This window comes from Bacillus timonensis, from assembly GCF_000285535.1.
Lineage (GTDB): Bacteria > Bacillota > Bacilli > Bacillales > Bacillaceae_L > Ferdinandcohnia > Ferdinandcohnia timonensis.
The window spans coordinates 255,980-274,475 of sequence record NZ_HE610988.1; the positions used below are offsets into that span (position 1 = coordinate 255,980).

Consider the following 18,496-nt stretch of genomic DNA (forward strand, 5'->3'; position numbering starts at 1 on the left):
AGAATTTCTTACTCCCTCCACTTAACCGCAACCGTAATAAGCCCCTTTTTAGAAATATTATCTGTACCTGTAAACACAGCAATTCCTTGTAGAAAAACATATTTATTCGAGTCGTCCGGTAAAGAATAAGTTGGATTATTTATCTCTGTTTGAAACACAGTAACAGGGAAGTTTTCTGCTTGAGAGGTGGTTGATTTAATTTCAAAGTCTCTCGGATTTGCAGAAATGTCATTTAATGTTTGATTTAATTCTTGTTCCGCAATTCGAATGGCCTCAGTTTTATTATCGCTATTGCGTATATTAAAAGTAGTAAAACCAACTGCATTTAAAAAGACAAGTAACACGATACCGATAATTGTCATCGCAGCCAGCACTTCAAGTAGTGTGAATCCTTGTTCAGATTTTTTCATGACTACATGGTTCACCTACTTCTCCGGTATCTCTTTACCTGGAATATCAAAAAGATCCCCTTCTTCCTCATCTTCCGGTTCAGAGCCTTCATTTCCCTGGTTTCGCTCGTCTTCACTGCCATTCCCTGCTTCGCCATCCCCGTTGTTTTCTTTATTATTTTCATCTATATTTTTTTGATTGTTTTCTTCATCTGATGGATTATTTATCTCATCTATGGTGCTAACTTCAACGACTTTAAATACAGGTGCATAAAAATCAGTCGAAACTTCCCTCGAGTCAATCTGCACACCATCTGGTCCATATATTTCTTTAATAACTTTTACTCTGTATCCTTCTGATCCATATTCCTTTATCTGTTTTTGTCCTTTAGACAATAATGGACTATACTGGACGATTGTTTTTGGTTGGTAAGATTCTATGGATGTTGTTTTCACTTTATAATCATAATAGAATGGCTGTCCAAATAAAGACACTACTAATTGGTTATTTTTATTTTCAAACTTTAGTTGAAATTCATCTTGATTAGGATTTATAAAAGAAAAATCAATTTCATTAGGTATAACCAAAGCCTCATACCCTAAATCTATTGAATCAGGTTTGTTAACACTGATTTGTCGCTCAACAATATCAAAATTCGTTTGCAAAATGAGCTCATACAACAAGAAACTTAGAACATTCATGCTTTCATTGGTCATTTCAATATTGTTATCTCTAAGCAGTTTTGATACCGAAAACTTTTTTTGTGAAAAAATTGTCAATTCAGGAAAATCATTTATGAACTTCTTTAAATCTGACTTACTAGAAAGTCCTGAATACTCAGTTGAAACAAGTAATACTGATTCAGGTACCTCTGGTTGTACATACGAAATAAGATTAATTGAACGCTCACTTTTATCGAGCATTGTTGCAGTTGATACAAGGTCATTTTTCAGCCCTGTTATGTCCAAGTTATCGAGTCCTAAACTGGATACAACTTCCCCAAAAATTGTATCATTTACTGAAACAGTTATTGGATTTTGTTTTCCATCTTGAACTTTCTTCATTGTTTTCTTTACATCGAAATCGAAGATATGATTATCAAGAGTTTGATGAAACTCACTGTACTCTAACGTAAAAGTTGGTTCCTGTTTCCAATCAAGAATAGCGTTTGATACTTTTTCTTCTGCTTCATCGGATGAAAGTCCCGAAATATCAACAGTACCAACCTTCGTTCCTTGAGCATACCCTGCTCCGTGTGACAAGAGTACTTCATACGCATAGGTTCCTACCTGTGAGAAAAAAAATAGAAACAACGTAGAAATTGTTAGCACAATAAAAAATGACATCTCCATTTTATTTTTCACATGTATCCCCCCTTCACGCTACTTACTAAAATCAATTTCATCAATGATGTAGTCGTCATCTTCTGATTCTTCATCATTTTGCTCTATGATTTGTTTTTTATCGAAAGTTTGGTCAAGATAGATTCTCTCTTTTTTAATAGAATCTGGAACAGCCTCAACACTATTTTCCTTTTCGTTTTCCCCAAATAGAATTTCTCTATTTTTAAAGAAATCCTCAATCGAATCGTCTATTCGCTCCGATTCTACAACTACCTCATTTTCTGTAAATACTTTTATCGGTTTACTTTTTCTAGAAGTATTTTCTATGTTTATTTTATAATCAACTATTGGATCCAAGATTTCCAATTCATCCTCTGCCAGGCTTTTTTCTTGTTTAACAACCATTTGATTCTGTGTCGTTGTCATTTCACTAGGGTCTTTCATGGAAAGGTCAACTATCATATCGGGATGATCTTCTTCTGCTAGAGTAAAAAGGGCTGATGAAAATCTTTTTATGAGTAAATAGCTACATAATAGCGCTAATACTAATAAGATACCTGCTGTTTGCCACACATAAAACATCGAATTCGCCAGTATCCCAATGGACGCTAAAAAAGCGGAAAGGAAAATTAATATCATTTTACCCTTATTCGAAAAATGATTTGGCACTAAGTATAAAGTTGGAATTAATATGAGTAAGGCAAATAAGGTAAGTAAAATTGTTTTAAGCATTGATTTTCGTCCCCAATAAAATAAGTCATCTATTTGCATTTAGTATACCAAAGAAATGGCCCTAGAATGAACAAAAAAAGAAGTAATCTGTCTGAATCAAATGAATGTTGACAGATTTACTTCTTTTTTTTACTTGTTTATCATCTTTTTAATAAAAATCTCCTAACCTCTGAAATAAAATACAGTGATCCAGTTATAACTAACGCTGCATCTTTTTTAGAAGAAACACGCTCTACACCAGTTTCAACCGCTTTCCGCCAATCATCATTCTGAAGGATATGTTCTTGAGCAGATGAGTTTTCATATAGTTCTTGGGTGCTAGCTGCCCTTGGAAAATCAAAGCTTGTAAATGTAAGGGTTTCCGCAACAGCTTCAAGTTGTCCAATCATTGCATCTAGTTTTTTGTCGCTTAATGCGCTAAATATAATATGGACTTGTTTCTTGTTTAAATGAGCACCGATTGTCTCGACAAGGCTCTTGATGCCTTCTGGATTATGAGCACCATCCAAAATAACAAGAGGTTGCTTTGAAATTTCTTCAAAGCGGCCAATCCATGTTGTTTTTTCCAAACCTGCAGCAAGTTCACTTTGTTTTACTTGTAGAATACCGTTTGTCTGCAATATATGCACTGCCATTATGGCTAAGCTTGCATTTCTGACCTGATGTGAACCCTTCATCGTAATTTTATTATTTTGAAAGGTCTTGTTCATGGATTTTACTGTAAAAGTTTCTCCATTAGTAGATTGATGATCTAAGATGAAGAAATCTTGTCCCAATTGATAGATAGGGCTATTCATTTCTTTAGCTTTATTACTAATAACATCAATTGCTTCATTTTGATCAACAGCTGTGATAACCGGCACATTTGGTTTAATGATTCCTGCCTTTTCACTCGCAATTTCCTCTATCGTGTCACCAAGTATGTTCATGTGATCAAAACCAATGCTTGTAATTATAGAAACCAAAGGGGTGATAACATTTGTTGAATCTAGTCTTCCACCTAACCCAACCTCCATAATCACGAAATCTATTTCTGACCTTTCACCGAAATAATAGAGAGCCATGGCTGTAATGACTTCAAATTCAGTTGGGCCTCCAAACTCTGTTCCTTCTAACTCTTCAGCTAATGGTTTAATTACCTGTAAAAGAGAAACTATCTCATCATTTGAAATCGGCTTTCCATTCACACTGATACGTTCATTAAAGGTCTCGATATAAGGTGAAGTGAACGTACCAACCTGGTACCCTGCTTCTTGTAAAATGTTTCGTATATAACTTACAGTTGAGCCTTTTCCGTTTGTCCCCGCTACGTGAATTGCTTTAATCTTTTTTTCCGGATTATTAAGACGTGCCATCATCCACTCCATCCGGGCAAGTCCTGGTTTCATCCCAAGTCTTAATCTTCCATGGATCCATGAAAGTGCATCTTCATAGGTCTGTATCATATGCGTTCCCCCACATATTCAATCTGCTTTTACAATGAAGGAAAGACGAATCTGTATAGATTCGCCTCATATTCCTTTAGCCTCTTAATTCTGAAATTCTTTCACGGACTGTTTCTCGTTTTTCAAGATAATCCTTTTCTTTTGCTCGTTCTTCATCGATTACCTTTTGAGGTGCTTTCTTCACGAAACCTTCATTTCCTAGCTTCTTCTGTACACGTTCAACCTCTTTATCAAGCTTATCTAGTTCTTTTTCCAGACGCTTTATTTCTTCATCGATGTTAATAAGTCCTTCAAGTGGAAGAAATAATTCAGCTCCTGTTATAACTGAAGTCATTGCTTTGTCAGGTGAAGTTATATCAGTTGCAATCACAAGGTCACTCGGATTACAGAATCTTTCTAGATAGGAACGGTTCTTTTCTAATTGTGCAAGAACTGTTTCATCCTTTGCTTTAATATGAAGCTTGATTTGCTTACTCATTGGTGTATTAACTTCTGCACGGATATTACGAACTGAGCGGATAATATCAACCAATAGTCGCATCTCCCCGGCAGCTTGATCATCCGTTAATTCAGGTTTCACTTCTGGCCATTTTGCAACAGTAATGGATTCGCCATTATGCGGCAAGTTTTGCCATATTTCCTCGGTAATAAACGGCATGAAAGGATGTAGTAGTCTCATTGTGTTGTCTAACACATATGCAAGAATTGATCTGGTTGTTTTCTTAGCTTGCTCATCTTCGCCATATAAAGGAAGTTTCGCCATTTCAATATACCAATCACAGAAATCATCCCAGATGAAGTTATATAATACTCTTCCTACTTCACCAAATTCATATTTATCGGCAAGCTTTGTAACAGATTCGATTGTTTCATTTAGACGAGTTAAAATCCATTTATCTGCAACAGATTTTTCACCACTAAAGTCGATTTCTTCAAACTTTAGATTATCCATATTCATCAGGGCAAAACGTGACGCATTCCAAATCTTATTCGCAAAGTTCCAAGTTGCTTCAACTTTTTCCATACTAAAGCGTAAATCTTGGCCTGGTGAACTTCCTGTTGATAGGAAGTAACGTAATGAATCGGCACCGTATTTTGCGATGACATCCATTGGGTCAACACCATTTCCAAGTGATTTACTCATTTTTCGACCTTCGGCATCACGCACTAGACCGTGGATAAGAACATCTTTAAATGGACGCTTTCCAGTGAATTCTAAGCCTTGGAAAATCATTCTCGATACCCAGAAGAAAATAATATCATAGCCTGTTACGAGAGCATCTGTTGGATAGTAGCGTTTAAAGTCTGCCGCTTCTTTATCAGGCCAGCCCATTGTTGAAAATGGCCATAATGCTGAACTAAACCATGTATCTAAAACATCTTTGTCCTGTTCCCAATTTTCGATATCAGCAGGTGGTTCATGATCAACATAAACTTCACCTGTTTCTTTATGGTACCAAGCTGGAATTCTGTGTCCCCACCAAAGTTGACGTGAAATACACCAATCCCGAATGTTTTCCATCCAATGTAGGTACGTTTTTTCGAAACGGTCTGGAACAAATTGTACCTTGTCTTCCTGTGATTGAAGTTTAATTGCCTCATCTGCTAATGGTTGCATTTTTACGAACCATTGTGTGGATAAATATGGCTCTACAACAGCACCGCTACGCTCACTGTGACCAACTGAATGTAGATGGTCTTCAATTTTAAAGAGTACCCCTTCCTCTTGAAGATCCTTAACAATTTGCTTTCTGCACTCAAAGCGATCCATGCCTTGATATTTACCGGCATTTGCATTCATGGTTCCATCTTCATTCATGACTAATACACGTTCAAGATTATGACGATTTCCTACTTCAAAGTCATTAGGATCATGGGCAGGTGTAATTTTAACAGCACCTGAACCAAATTCCATTTCAACATATTCATCACCAACAATTGGGATTTCTCTACCCACGATTGGAAGAATAACTGTCTTACCGATTAAATGCTTGAAACGCTCATCCTCAGGATGAACTGCAATAGCTGTATCACCTAACATTGTTTCTGGTCTAGTTGTTGCAATTTCAATAGACCCGCTTCCATCTGCTAATGGATAGCGCATATGATAAAACGCACCTTGAACATCTTTATAGATTACTTCAATATCAGATAGTGCGGTCTTTGTTGCTGGATCCCAGTTAATGATATATTCGCCACGATAAATAAGACCTTTTTTATAAAGAGTAACGAACACTTCACGTACAGCCTTTGATAGACCTTCGTCAAGTGTAAATCTTTCTCTAGAATAATCGAGTCCTAGTCCTAGCTTTGACCATTGCTCACGAATATGGCTGGCATACTGTTCCTTCCATTTCCACGTTTCTTCAACAAACTTTTCACGGCCTAAGTCATAGCGAGTTTTGCCTTCCTCACAAAGCTTAGCCTCAACTTTCGCTTGTGTAGCAATACCGGCATGGTCCATTCCGGGAAGCCACAAAACATCATAGCCTTGCATTCGTTTAATTCGTGTAAGGATATCCTGTAACGTTGTATCCCATGCATGTCCAAGGTGTAACTTTCCTGTTACGTTTGGTGGTGGAATGACAATTGTATAAGGTTTTTTCGTTGCATCATCTTTTGCTTCAAAAAATTTACCATCCAGCCAATACTGATAGCGACCTGCTTCAATCGCTTGCGGGTCATACTTTGTTGATAACGTTGTTTCCTTTCCTTCCATAAGAGTTCCTCCTCCAATAAGTTTCAAATGTCCAATCAAATGCGACTTGGCGTATTTGTTTTAGCTTCATCTGAATAAATAAAAAACTCCACTCATCCTACTAAAAGGACGAATGGAGTCTATTCGCGGTACCACCTTTTTTCATAGATAAATAAAAAAATCTATGCTCTCAAGAAAAGATAACGGCTTTTCACCGGCTTTTACTACTTCATTTCATAAAAGCTACTTAAGGGCGACCTTCCATCGTTACGTTCCTAAGAAATCTCACAGCAAATGACTTCTCTCTCTGAAGGGGTTTTCGATGTACTCTTCCCTCTCATCGTATGTATCAATTATGGATATTTGAGTTCTTTAAGAATTTTACTACTTATTATTGCGAATTTCAATAGCTATCGTAAATAAGGGTAGCCAAGTTTTTAATACTTTATTCCTTTTGATTCGTTTTTGTTACAAACATTTTATCTAGTGTTGAAAGGAACTATTCTGCTTTTCCAAGCATAGTTTAATTATAGGATTCCTCGAAAGGAGAGATCAGCATGAAAAGACGCCACTTTAGAAAATATTCCTATCCCCATTGGGTACGGCAGTGTAGAGATGTTTGTCACCAATTTATCATCCCAATTACAATTGTTCAAACTGTGCGAACCATCTTTTTACCAACTTCATTTGATGTGCTTTTTTTAGCCATCCTCATATTACTTGCAGTTGCCTTCCATTTAGATTGGGTGTAAAAAATCCCATACTTTACTCTGTATGGGATTCTTCTTCCATTTCTTTTCTTTTCTGTTCTGCTTCCAATAGCTTTACTGATACAAATTCAATATTTTTAGTTAGCCAATATGCTCGTTGTAAAACTTGGACATGTTCTAACTCCGACTTTTTTTGTTTATTATAGGAATAATTACGAACACAACGATAGACTGGTTCAGGGAATGCTAAATGGCTTAAAAAGAGATAAAATTCCTCCTCCCGCAATGGAAACCGACTTTGATAGGACTCAAACCATTCAAGGCAGTCCGTACATAATGTCGGATAGGTTTTTAAAACCCGATAATAGAGACTTACCAAATCATTGATTGGATTTGCATATCCTGCCCTCTCAAAATTTGAAAGATAGCCTTTTCCATTATTATCATATAAAAAATGGGTATCTGATAGATTATTTAAGGTTAAAGCGGTTCGGAAGGACTTTCTCTCGGCTATCAACTCATGCCACCTATCTAGCTGGGTTCTTGCAAACGATGCAGCAAGATTGCTTTCATAATAATAGGTACAGAACTGAAGTTCAAAGGGTGACATATACCACTTCTGCTCAGCCTTTTCAACAAAGCCTTCCATAAATTGATTCCGTTCTTCCCATTTCTTAATGATTGTCTGATAATATCCAGTCATCTCATTTTCATCATTTATTTGTTGTGTTCTCATTGTTGTTAGGTGTATTCTTGCGACTTCTTTAATAAAGGCATGATGATGGTCGGCCCGAAGTTCAGGAGAATGTTTTTTTAACCATGGCATAAGGTAATAGGATTTTTGATTATGGTAGACAATGTATTTCCCTTCGATTGTTGGGTAAATAGGTACGGCCCTTGTGTAGCCCCGCTGGAATAATTGTTGGAGGTAAGTAGGAAAAGACGGATTGATTCTATCTGAAATGGATTTTAGAGCAAATATACCTTTATTTGTGACAACTTTTGTTATCTTGCCAAATTGATTAAATGACGAGGGCTGTAGATTATATTGTTTTAAGATGGGCCCGATACTACTAACATCGTTATTATACACTGGGCCAATCACTCTCTTTCCTTGCGATTTTAAAAGTATAGATTCATAAACAAAACAGGGCGAGGTTATTCTCCTCACCCTCTTGATTCGTTTTACGTAGTAGCTTGAACAGGGATATATAAGAGCTGTCCTTCAGAGACGGAATCTGTATTTAGTGAATTTACTCTTATTAGTTGTTGAACGGAAATATTATATCGTTCTGAAATCTTTTCTAATGAGTCTCCATGCTGAACGATACAGATTTTCATTGTAGTGTGGTCATCGACCTCGTCTCTACCGAAAATTTTGGTTAATAATAGCTCATTTTCACTACGTTTAGCATGTTCCTCACTCTGCTCTCTTTGCTCCGATACCTCTTTTTCCTGTACGGCAGTAGAGCTTTTCTTATTTTCATGATCAGATCCAAAAAATAATTGGTTGTCATGTCTAGCTTTCACTTCGATAGAAGGTGTTAAAACAGCTTGAACTTCTTCTCGTTCATTCTCGTCAACAATCTCGACTTCCTCTTGTTCCTGATAGACTTCCTTTCTAGCCTCTACTTCAAAAGGAACAAATAAATCAGCATCTGTTTCATCCTTTTGGTCACTTACTGCAATAATACCTTCATCATCTATCCGATTATGTAGTACTACCTCTTCTTCAATTTGCAGTACTACTTCTTCTTCCTTGCGTTTTTCGTCTACATTCGCTTGAACCTCTTGTTCCTCACGTTTCTCCTCTGCAGTCTCCTGAAGTTCTTCTAGTTCCTCGCGTTTTTCTTCTGCACTGACCTGAACCTCTTCTTGCTCTTCAGGTTTTTCTTCTGAAGCTAATTGAACGTCTTCTTCCTCTACAAACGAACTATTTCTAACAAGCTCAAGTTCCTCTTCAGCCGGTTGTTCAGCCACAACAGGATCTTGTTCATTTTCTATTACAACTTCTGCCTCTGCAACTTCCTTCTTAGGCGATTGAGTGATGCCATGGATACCGCTAATTGCTAAATCAGCAACGATCTGCAAACAACCACGCTTTGGGATTTCATAGTCAAATGTTTCAATCGAAACATACACATCATCTAAGCTTTGAACACGATCTTGTGGAATCGTAATATCAACCGGGAAGCGATGGTTTAGTTCACTTATCCCATCCTCTCTTGTAAAAACCTCATTCACAAGGCGAACGGAAGCAAAATCACGGTCTTCCTCTTCATCTTTGTTTTCATCTATTCGATATTCACCTGATAGCTGTAATGCACCGCGAATGGACACATATTGGTCATGCTCTTGAATTACAATATCCGGGTCAAGTGATATTGAGATGAGCTCTGAGACTTCCTGTCCCTTTTGAAACCAGACTGATTCCTCTACTGAAAATCGTAAGTTTTCAGACATCAGCTACTCCTCCTTTCAGTCCCCTTCTAACAGATTTACTATGACATTACAATTTTTATGATAATATCGGGCTATTTATGATAAGTTCTTAAAATAAAAAGGCAGACTCAGTTCTTTCTATCTGAGTCTGCCTTAAAATACTTTGATTAGCCTTTAAGTTTTGAAAATGCTTTTTCAGCTGCTTGAATTGTTTTTTCGATATCTTCAGCAGAATGGGCGGTTGAAAGGAAAAGCCCTTCGAATTGAGATGGTGGAAGGAAGACACCTTCATTTGCCATTTCACGATAATACGTTGCAAAGTACTCTAAATTAGATGTTTTTGCAACATCATAGTTAATTACTTTTTCATTCGTAAAGAAGAATCCAATCATTGAACCAGCACGATTGATGCAATGTGGAATGTCGTATTTCTTAGCCGCTTCGGAAAGACCTACTTCTAATCGGTCTGCTTTCTTTTTAAATTCTGTGTAGTCCTCTGGTTTTAGCTGTGATAAAGTTTCATAGCCTGCAGTCATTGCTAACGGGTTACCAGAAAGTGTACCTGCTTGATAAATTGGTCCAGCTGGTGCGATTTTTTCCATGATGTCAGCACGTCCACCAAATGCACCTACAGGGAGGCCCCCACCTATTACTTTTCCAAGACAAGTAATGTCTGGAGTGACACCAAAATAACCTTGGGCACAATTATAATCAACACGGAAACCTGTCATAACTTCATCAAAGATTAACAATGTACCATATTGTGTAGTAATTTCACGAAGACCTTCAAGGAATCCAGGCTGAGGAGGTACAACACCCATGTTTCCTGCAACTGGTTCTACAATTACTCCAGCAATATCCTCTCCGAACTGTTCAAAAGCATACTTAACTGCTTCCAAATCATTATAGGGAACAGTAATGGTATTTTTAGCAATTCCCTCGGGTACGCCTGGGCTATCAGGTAAACCTAGTGTAGCAACTCCTGAGCCTGCCTTTATTAATAATGAATCACCATGACCATGGTAACACCCTTCAAATTTTAAAATTTTATTGCGACTTGTATAACCTCTAGCTAAACGCAACGCACTCATTGTTGCCTCTGTACCAGAGTTAACCATTCGAACAATTTCAATCGAAGGAACTCGTTCAATTACAAGCTTAGCAAGCTTATTTTCTGATAAAGTTGGAGCGCCAAAGCTTGTCCCCAATTCTGTTGCTTTTTTAAGAGCTTCAACAACTTGATCATTCGCATGACCATGAATAAGCGGTCCCCATGATAGGACGTAATCTATGTATTCATTACCATCAATATCATATATTTTTGAGCCTTTCCCACGTTCCATGAAGATTGGATCCATATTTACAGATTTGAAAGCACGAACTGGGCTATTTACTCCACCTGGCATAAGATGTATGCTTTCCGAAAATGCCGCTTTTGACTTTTCATAACTTCTCATCTTCGTAACCCCTTTCTTTAATGGACCTGACCCCCATACAAAAGCGGTCAGGCACTGAAAAAACAATTTTTTGCTGCATTATTTTTCTTGTAACCAACGTGCAACATCTTTTGAATAGTACGTAATAATAAGATCGGCACCTGCACGTTTCATTCCTGTTAGCATTTCCATAACAATTTCTTTTTCATTTATCCAACCATTTTGTGCAGCTGCTTTAATCATAGAATATTCTCCACTAACATTATAAGCAACAACTGGCGCATTAAAATGATTCTTAACATCGCGAACAATATCTAAGTATGACAGTGCTGGTTTTACGATTAAGAAATCTGCACCCTCTTCAATATCGGATTCTGCTTCACGTAATGCTTCTAGGCGGTTTGCATAATCCATTTGATACGTTTTACGGTCACCAAAAGAAGGAGCACTTTGAGCAGCATCACGGAACGGACCATAATAAGCAGATGAATATTTTACTGCATATGACATGATTGGCACGTTTTCATAGCCTGCCTCATCTAAGCCTTGACGAATCGCAGCAACAAAGCCGTCCATCATATTGGATGGGGCAATAATATCCGCGCCCGCTTTTGCTTGGCTTATAGCTGTTTGTGCTAATAATTCAAGCGATGGGTCATTAAGTACTTGTCCATTTTCAATAACGCCACAGTGACCGTGTGATGTATATTCACAAAGACAAGTGTCTGCAATCACAATTAATTCAGGATGTTTTTCTTTTGTTAGGCGAGTTGCCTCTTGAACGATACCATGATCATGATAAGCCCCTGTACCAACCTCATCTTTTTCATCTGGTACACCAAATAAAATAACAGATTTAATGCCTAACTCAACAATTTCATCAAGTTCATGTTCAAGTAAATCTAATGAAATATTATAAACTCCTGGCATTGAGGAAACTTCTACTTTTTTATTTTCGCCTTCCACAATAAATAATGGATATATTAAATCGTCGGTATGTAGATGTGTTTCACGTACTAATGCTCTCATATTTGCAGATTGTCGTAATCTTCTATGTCTAGCAAATTGTAATTTTTCCATTTTTATTTTCCTCCTTGTGCTTGTAAGAAATCAATGATGTCCTTGAGTAAATAGTCAATCGTGTAGTTTTTAGGACAAATGTGAATCGGTATGTGTAATTGTTCAGCTGCTTTTCTAGTTTCCGGTCCGATGCAAGCAAATATCACGTGTTTTGTCCATTCTTTCCACTCTGTATGTTCGACCATCTTATAAAACTGCTTAATTGTCGATGGGCTTGTAAACGTTATAATATCAATTCGTCTCTCTTTTAATAATTCAATTAATTGTTCCTTTTCACGAGAATCTCCAACTGTTTCATAAACAATTAAATCAGTTGCAACGCCACCATACTTCGTAATCTCATCCACTAAATAAGAGCGTGATAAATTCCCACGAGCTAGTAAAAAACGAGTCCCTTTTCTCACATACGGTTTTAAGCTCTCAAATAATCCTTCTGCAATAAACTCATCAGGCACCAATTCAGGTTTAAACCCCTTTGCTAACAAAGCCTTTTCAGTTTTTGAACCAACAACCGCAATTTTAGGCATTGAAACTTTCATTCCCGCATTTTTCACTACTTGATCATAATAATTAAAAAAATAATCAATCCCATTTTTACTTGTGAAAATCAACCAATCATACAAGTGTAACTTCTTTATTGTTTCTTCTATGATAGTGCTATCTTTTGGTTTTTGAAACGTAAGCAGTGGTATTTCAATTGGAGTTCCGCCGGCTGCAGTAATTTTATTCGAAAATTCTACAGCCTGCTTCTTACCTCTTGTATTTAAAATTGTTTTCCCAAAAAGAGGTTTTTCGCCTTCCATTACTGGTTAAGCTCCTCTTTCACTTGGTCAATTAATTCCTTTGCACCAAGGTCTGATAATTTTCTCGCTGCTTCATATCCAACATCAATTGGGTTTTTCCCATAAACTTGTTCTTTATATATCGTTTTTCCATCTGGAGAGCCTACTAACGCAGTCAATGCAATCTCCTTATCGTCTGACATCGTTGCATGAGCAGCAATCGGAATTTGACAACCTCCCTCCATTTTATGAAGGAAAGCACGTTCAGCAGCAACTGTGTTTTGTGTATATTCATCATTTAATTTTGATAATGCAAGCAATAATTCCGTATCATCCTCGCGACATTCAATCGCAAGAGCACCTTGTCCAACTGCAGGTAAACAAACCTCGGGTTCCACAAATTCTGACACAACATCATCAGACCATCCCATTCGTTTTAAACCTGCTGCAGCTAATACAATGGCATCGTAATCTTCATTTTGAAGTTTTGACAGTCTTGTATCGATATTTCCACGAATCCATTTTATTTCAATATCGTCTCTTTTTGCGAGAAGTTGTGCACTTCTTCGTAGGCTACTTGTTCCGACAATAGCACCGCTAGGGAGGTTTTCAAAGGTTACTTCACCTTTTGAAATGATAACATCACGGTGGTCTTCTCTTTTCGGAACACATCCGATTACAAGGCCATCAGGTAATACAGCAGGCATATCTTTCATACTGTGGACAGCCATATCAATTTCCTTATCATACAGGGCCTGTTCAATTTCTTTTACAAAAAGACCCTTACCACCAACCTTTGATAATGTAACATCAAGGATTTTATCACCTTTTGTAACAATTTCCTTTACCTCAAACTCATAGGGAACACCTAAGCTTTTAAGTTGCTTGATTACCCAATTTGTTTGTGTAATCGCTAATTTACTCCTACGAGAACCCACAATAATTTTTCTCATACATGCTCCTCCTGTCTATGAATGCCAAAAATGAAAACTCGATAAGCTACCAAATAAAAAGAAATTAATAAGTAAAAGTAAAAATGCTCCAATATTCCAATTGGCAATTGGTTTACCTTGAAGCTTTTGTACAACCCTTTTATATAAGTACCATGCATAGATAGCCAATACAAAAAACGATCCTAATACCTTTGCATCATAAAAATAAAAATTTTCAACCTTTATATAGGCCCAAAGCACCCCTAAAATTAGCGCTAATAAAAGCATGGGCACCCCAATCAGATTCAATACATATGACATATGGTCTAGCTTTGTTAAATCATCAAGTCGAAGGAGTCGTTTCCCCCATTTTTTTTGTTTTAACAAATTGTATTGAAGCAAATATAGGATTGAAAAAACAAATGATATTGAAAAAGCCCCATACGAAAGAATTGCCATTGAAATATGAATCATAAGAAGTTCTGAAACAAGTTGACTTTCCACAGCGCTCGAACCATGTTGTCCTGGTGCAAATGTGTGTACAGCCATAATAAAAAAACCTAATAAATTGGTGAAAAAGACAATGAAATCTACCCTCAAAAACTTGTTTAGAATGAGCGAGAGAGTGATAAGGACCCAAGCATAAAAATAGAGTCCTTCAACCATCGACAAAATCGGTAATCTACCGGTAGTAAACAATCTTGTTAATAGAAAAATCGACTGAATTACCCACACAAATGCAAGTAACCAGAAGGCAAACTTGTTTACCTTCCGGTTATTATGAAGAAAGTCTATAAAATAAAGTAGGACACTCAAGGCATAGAGAATAACAGTAAACTCATGTAATCTCATTATATTCATCTCTACCATACCGATTTTCCCCTCATTATGACTGTAGAGAAGGCTGCTGTTTATTAACTACTACCGTGTTCAAATTACTTTTTTCCTTCTGCATACCCCGCTCAGAAACAACTGCTTCCTCAATATCAAAAATCTTCATAAATAGCGCTAGTGATTCCTCTGCATGTGGTTGTGCAGCAAGTTCCTTTGCTTGTAAGATTGGGTCACGTAATAATTGATTAATGATACTCTTTGTATGTTTATTTAATACTTTTCTCTCACGTTCAGAAAGATTCGGCAATTTCCGTTCAATACTTTCCATTGTTTCAGCCTGAATGGCTAATGCTTTATTACGAAGGGCTGAAATGACTGGAACAACACCTAGAGTGTTCAACCAATTCTTGAATTCAACAATTTCACTTTCAATCATGAGCTCAATTGCTTCAGCTGCTACTTTACGTTCCTGAATATTCGCTTCCACAATTCCTTCTAAATCATCGATATCATATAAAAAGACACTTTCTAAATCGGAAAGCTCCGGGTCTAAGTCCCTTGGTACAGCAATATCAACCATAAATAATGGTCGACCCTTTCTCATACGTTCTACATCCTGCATCATTTCTTTTGTAATGACATAACCCTTTGCACCTGTAGAACTTATCATAATGTCAGCATCAACTAAAGCACACTGAAGTTCCTCAAGTGTCTTTGCTTGTCCATTAAATTTATCGGCAAGAACTTGTGCTTTTTCAAAGGTACGATTTATAACAGTAACTTTACCAACACCAGAACCATGTAGGTTTTGCGCGGCTAATTCACCCATTTTCCCTGCACCTAAGATGAGAACATTTTTATTTGAAAGATCTCCGAAAATTTTCTTAGCAAGCTCAACAGCAGCATAACTTACTGAAACAGCGTTTGAGCCGATTTCAGTTTCAGAATGTGCACGCTTTGCCAATGTAATGGATTGTTTAAATAAATGATTAAAAACAGTTCCAGATGTACCCTTTTCTTGCGCAGATAAAAAGCTTGAACGCACTTGTCCAAGTATCTGGGTTTCCCCAACAACCATTGAATTCAAACCACACGTTACATGAAACAGATGTTCAACCGCACCTTCATCTTCAAAGATAGTCAAGTACGGTGTAAATTCTTCTTTATCAATACCAAACCATTGTGAAAGGAAATCTTTAATATAATAGCGTCCTGTATGCAATTGGTCTACAACAGCATATATTTCTGTTCGATTACACGTTGAAACAATAATGTTTTCTAAAATGCTCTTTTTCCCCTTCAATTCCTTCATTGCTTGTACAATGCTATCAGAATCAAAGGTTAATTTTTCACGTATTTCAACAGGGGCTGTTCTATAATTAAGTCCGACCATTATTGTATGCATATTTTCTCACCCCAACTTTTTTATAATAAATGGAACTTTATTCGTCCAAAAAACTACTACTATTATACCATGTTCGATGATTACGATTGTCGAAAAAAGTGTGAACAGTTTTTGACAACCTATGCTAAGATGAATTTATAATAAAAAAAGTGCAAGCCGTCCCATCATAATGATGTGCTGTCTTAACTTCCATCGTTACATTAACAAAAAAACATTGTCAAATCAAGTAACTAGCACGGGGGATAATATGAAAAAAAATAATCTCTTTTCTGGCATCATCCTTGTTGGAATCGGATGCTATCTCTTGTTCCAACAGTTAGGTATACCAGTAATTACTAACTTCTATTCATGGCAGACACTTGTCATCATTGTTGGAATTGCCTTTTTAGTTCAAGCCTATGTAGAAAACAATCCAAGTAGCATTTTACCTGGTGTGATCCTCGCTGGGTTTGGATTTCACTTTCACAGCATCAACCAACTAAGCTTTTGGCCAAAACAACCTGGTACTTTATTATTTATTATTGGCCTAGGAATGTTGTTTACATATTTCAAGACAAAAAATGGACTATTCCATAGTGTCGTTTTATTATTTGTTTCATTATTATTCCTAAACTATGGCCGATTTATGGACTGGCTAGGCTTTTTGAAGGGTGGATTTTCCTTTATTTTAAACTATTGGCCACTTCTATTAGTCGGAATCGGTTTATATTTATTATTTATTAGAAAAAAGTAAATTATACCAAAATCAAAAACACCCACGAGTCCAATCTCGTGGGTGTTATACAATAAAAAAGTATCCCACGTATTCCCCCATGAGATACCCACTTTCCCTTATAAAATTGAATTCAGAAAATCCCTGGTTCGCTGTTCTTTTGGATTTTCAAAAATATCTTTTGGACGACCAACTTCGACTATTTTTCCATCATGCATGTATATAACTCGATCTGCAACTTCTCTTGCAAAACCCATTTCATGTGTTACAACGACCATTGTCATGCCCTCATTCGCTAATTGCTTCATTGTAGTAAGGACCTCACCGACTAATTCCGGGTCAAGTGCAGATGTTGGTTCATCGAATAACATGATTTCAGGTTTCATCGCTAATGCTCTCGCTATTGCAACACGCTGCTTTTGACCACCTGATAATTTTGAGGGATATACATTTTCTTTATCAGATAATCCTACTTTTCGAAGCAATTCACTCGCCTGCTCAATTGCTTCTTGTTTTGGAATTTTTTTGACGTGCGTTGGTGCTTCAATGACATTTTGAAGAACCGTCATATGTGGAAATAGATTAAAATGCTGAAATACCATACCCACTCTTTGCCTTATTTCATTTAAATCATGGATGTTCGAATCAATTTTTTTATCCTTAATGAAAATTTCTCCACTTTCCTTAATCTCTAAAAAGTTCAAACATCGCAGCAATGTGCTTTTACCAGAGCCACTCGCTCCAATTAAACAAACAACCTCACTTTCGTGTACGACCAAGTTAATATTTTTTAATACATGTAAGGTCCCGAAGGATTTATTTACATTTTCAACTCTTATCATTTCCTTCTTTTCCAACACATTTCACCGTCCTTATTTATCACTGGCAGCTAACTTTTTCTCAAGCAACCCAACTAGAATAGTAAAAATGAGCACGAGAATTAAATAATAAATTGCAACAATAAACAAATAGGTCATATAGTCAAAATTATTAGATCCTAATGTTGTAGAAACATTAAAGAGCTCATTTAATCCGATAAATGCTGCTAGTGAAGAATCCTTTAATCCAATAATAAATTGATTTCCAAGTGGTGGTATTGCTCTTCTGAACGCTTGAGGAAGGATGATTCTTCGCATTGTTAACATTCTACTCATTCCTAAAGATTGTCCAGCTTCCATTTGTCCACTATCAATAGATTGAATTGCTCCCCGAAAAATTTCTGCTATATATGCTCCATTATGAAATGCCAACCCCAAAGTTACCGACCAAAACATGGATATATTTAATTGTGACAAACCAAAATAAAAAACAAAAATTTGTACAATTAACGGTGTTCCTCTTACTAAATATATATACAAATCTGCTATCTTTACGAGAATGGTTTTTCCCGAAATTTTTAAGAATGCAAATAGTAAACCGATAAACACTGCGATGATAATAGCTACAATTGTTACTTGTAATGTGAGAAGCATCCCTTTTAAAAAGACGGGATATGATTCAATCAATTGCTCAATGATATGACTAAGTTCAGGCAATTTCATTCACTCTCCTTTAG

General features: G+C 36.6%; 17 protein-coding genes and 1 other annotated feature. Of the genes, 2 read left to right on the forward strand and 15 right to left on the reverse strand.

Features of this window, described 5'->3' with window-relative positions:
* Window positions 1-8: 8 nt before the first annotated feature.
* The 5 genes from BTHG_RS18880 to BTHG_RS18900 form a co-directional block, all read right to left on the reverse strand.
* Window positions 9-410, reverse strand: coding sequence for a type IV pilus modification PilV family protein (locus BTHG_RS18880; protein WP_010678303.1), 402 nt, complete (start codon window positions 408-410; stop codon window positions 9-11).
* Window positions 411-425: 15 nt separating this feature from the next.
* Window positions 426-1,754 (reverse strand): G5 domain-containing protein, encoded by a 1,329-nt coding sequence (locus BTHG_RS18885; protein ID WP_010678304.1) that lies wholly within the window; start codon window positions 1,752-1,754, stop codon window positions 426-428.
* 18 nt (window positions 1,755-1,772) lie between these two features.
* The gene (locus BTHG_RS18890; protein ID WP_010678305.1) at window positions 1,773-2,465 is read right to left on the reverse strand and encodes a hypothetical protein; all 693 of its coding nucleotides are present in this window, start codon (window positions 2,463-2,465) and stop codon (window positions 1,773-1,775) included.
* Between the two features lie 140 nt (window positions 2,466-2,605).
* Window positions 2,606-3,910 (reverse strand): bifunctional folylpolyglutamate synthase/dihydrofolate synthase, encoded by a 1,305-nt coding sequence (locus BTHG_RS18895; RefSeq protein WP_010678306.1) that lies wholly within the window; start codon window positions 3,908-3,910, stop codon window positions 2,606-2,608.
* Window positions 3,911-3,986: 76 nt separating this feature from the next.
* Window positions 3,987-6,629, reverse strand: coding sequence for a valine--tRNA ligase (locus BTHG_RS18900; RefSeq protein ID WP_010678307.1), 2,643 nt, complete (start codon window positions 6,627-6,629; stop codon window positions 3,987-3,989).
* A gap of 101 nt (window positions 6,630-6,730) precedes the next feature.
* Window positions 6,731-6,958: a binding site (T-box leader), on the reverse strand.
* 207 nt (window positions 6,959-7,165) lie between these two features.
* Between BTHG_RS18900 and BTHG_RS18905 the strand changes: the two genes are divergently transcribed.
* A complete protein-coding gene (locus tag BTHG_RS18905; protein ID WP_010678308.1) occupies window positions 7,166-7,360 on the forward strand; it encodes a hypothetical protein in 195 nt (64 codons plus the stop codon).
* Window positions 7,361-7,373: 13 nt separating this feature from the next.
* On the opposite strand, the gene ysxE is transcribed toward BTHG_RS18905, so the two are convergent.
* From ysxE to hemA, 8 genes are all read right to left on the reverse strand, one after another.
* The gene (gene ysxE, locus BTHG_RS18910) at window positions 7,374-8,411 is read right to left on the reverse strand and encodes a spore coat protein YsxE (RefSeq protein WP_010678309.1); all 1,038 of its coding nucleotides are present in this window, start codon (window positions 8,409-8,411) and stop codon (window positions 7,374-7,376) included.
* A 92-nt stretch (window positions 8,412-8,503) separates the two neighbouring features.
* Complete coding sequence (spoVID, locus tag BTHG_RS18915; RefSeq protein ID WP_010678310.1) at window positions 8,504-9,781, reverse strand: stage VI sporulation protein D; 1,278 nt, start codon at window positions 9,779-9,781, stop codon at window positions 8,504-8,506.
* A gap of 146 nt (window positions 9,782-9,927) precedes the next feature.
* Window positions 9,928-11,217 (reverse strand): glutamate-1-semialdehyde 2,1-aminomutase, encoded by a 1,290-nt coding sequence (gene hemL, locus BTHG_RS18920; protein WP_010678311.1) that lies wholly within the window; start codon window positions 11,215-11,217, stop codon window positions 9,928-9,930.
* Window positions 11,218-11,295: 78 nt separating this feature from the next.
* Window positions 11,296-12,276: a porphobilinogen synthase gene (gene hemB / locus BTHG_RS18925; protein WP_010678312.1), complete on the reverse strand. Its 981-nt coding sequence runs from the start codon at window positions 12,274-12,276 to the stop codon at window positions 11,296-11,298.
* Between the two features lie 2 nt (window positions 12,277-12,278).
* Window positions 12,279-13,079: a uroporphyrinogen-III synthase gene (locus tag BTHG_RS18930; RefSeq protein ID WP_010678313.1), complete on the reverse strand. Its 801-nt coding sequence runs from the start codon at window positions 13,077-13,079 to the stop codon at window positions 12,279-12,281.
* Complete coding sequence (gene hemC, locus BTHG_RS18935; protein WP_010678314.1) at window positions 13,079-14,011, reverse strand: hydroxymethylbilane synthase; 933 nt, start codon at window positions 14,009-14,011, stop codon at window positions 13,079-13,081. The genes BTHG_RS18930 and hemC overlap by 1 nt, the downstream gene beginning before the upstream one ends.
* A gap of 15 nt (window positions 14,012-14,026) precedes the next feature.
* Complete coding sequence (locus BTHG_RS18940) at window positions 14,027-14,860, reverse strand: cytochrome C assembly family protein (protein WP_010678315.1); 834 nt, start codon at window positions 14,858-14,860, stop codon at window positions 14,027-14,029.
* 16 nt (window positions 14,861-14,876) lie between these two features.
* Entirely contained in the window at window positions 14,877-16,229 is a 1,353-nt protein-coding gene (gene hemA / locus BTHG_RS18945) for a glutamyl-tRNA reductase (protein ID WP_010678316.1), read from the reverse strand.
* Window positions 16,230-16,476: 247 nt separating this feature from the next.
* Here hemA and BTHG_RS18950 point away from each other — a divergent pair, with 247 nt between their 5' ends.
* Window positions 16,477-16,962, forward strand: coding sequence for a LiaI-LiaF-like domain-containing protein (locus BTHG_RS18950; RefSeq protein WP_010678317.1), 486 nt, complete (start codon window positions 16,477-16,479; stop codon window positions 16,960-16,962).
* A 98-nt stretch (window positions 16,963-17,060) separates the two neighbouring features.
* On the opposite strand, the gene BTHG_RS18955 is transcribed toward BTHG_RS18950, so the two are convergent.
* Window positions 17,061-17,783: an amino acid ABC transporter ATP-binding protein gene (locus BTHG_RS18955; RefSeq protein WP_010678318.1), complete on the reverse strand. Its 723-nt coding sequence runs from the start codon at window positions 17,781-17,783 to the stop codon at window positions 17,061-17,063.
* Window positions 17,784-17,813: 30 nt separating this feature from the next.
* Window positions 17,814-18,482: an amino acid ABC transporter permease gene (locus tag BTHG_RS18960; RefSeq protein WP_042342277.1), complete on the reverse strand. Its 669-nt coding sequence runs from the start codon at window positions 18,480-18,482 to the stop codon at window positions 17,814-17,816.
* Between the last annotated feature and the right edge of the window lie 14 nt (window positions 18,483-18,496).

Coding starts and splice junctions, on each gene's coding strand:
- BTHG_RS18880 (WP_010678303.1), bottom strand. CDS start 410: ATGAAAAAATCTGAACAAGGATTCACACTACTTGAAGTGCTGGCTGCG.
- BTHG_RS18890 (WP_010678305.1), bottom strand. CDS start 2,465: ATGCTTAAAACAATTTTACTTACCTTATTTGCCTTACTCATATTAATT.
- BTHG_RS18895 (WP_010678306.1), bottom strand. CDS start 3,910: ATGATACAGACCTATGAAGATGCACTTTCATGGATCCATGGAAGATTA.
- BTHG_RS18900 (WP_010678307.1), bottom strand. CDS start 6,629: ATGGAAGGAAAGGAAACAACGTTATCAACAAAGTATGACCCGCAAGCG.
- BTHG_RS18905 (WP_010678308.1), top strand. CDS start 7,166: ATGAAAAGACGCCACTTTAGAAAATATTCCTATCCCCATTGGGTACGG.
- spoVID (WP_010678310.1), bottom strand. CDS start 9,781: ATGTCTGAAAACTTACGATTTTCAGTAGAGGAATCAGTCTGGTTTCAA.
- hemL (WP_010678311.1), bottom strand. CDS start 11,217: ATGAGAAGTTATGAAAAGTCAAAAGCGGCATTTTCGGAAAGCATACAT.
- hemB (WP_010678312.1), bottom strand. CDS start 12,276: ATGGAAAAATTACAATTTGCTAGACATAGAAGATTACGACAATCTGCA.
- BTHG_RS18930 (WP_010678313.1), bottom strand. CDS start 13,079: ATGGAAGGCGAAAAACCTCTTTTTGGGAAAACAATTTTAAATACAAGA.
- hemC (WP_010678314.1), bottom strand. CDS start 14,011: ATGAGAAAAATTATTGTGGGTTCTCGTAGGAGTAAATTAGCGATTACA.
- BTHG_RS18940 (WP_010678315.1), bottom strand. CDS start 14,860: ATGGTAGAGATGAATATAATGAGATTACATGAGTTTACTGTTATTCTC.
- hemA (WP_010678316.1), bottom strand. CDS start 16,229: ATGCATACAATAATGGTCGGACTTAATTATAGAACAGCCCCTGTTGAA.
- BTHG_RS18950 (WP_010678317.1), top strand. CDS start 16,477: ATGAAAAAAAATAATCTCTTTTCTGGCATCATCCTTGTTGGAATCGGA.
- BTHG_RS18955 (WP_010678318.1), bottom strand. CDS start 17,783: ATGATAAGAGTTGAAAATGTAAATAAATCCTTCGGGACCTTACATGTA.
- BTHG_RS18960 (WP_042342277.1), bottom strand. CDS start 18,482: ATGAAATTGCCTGAACTTAGTCATATCATTGAGCAATTGATTGAATCA.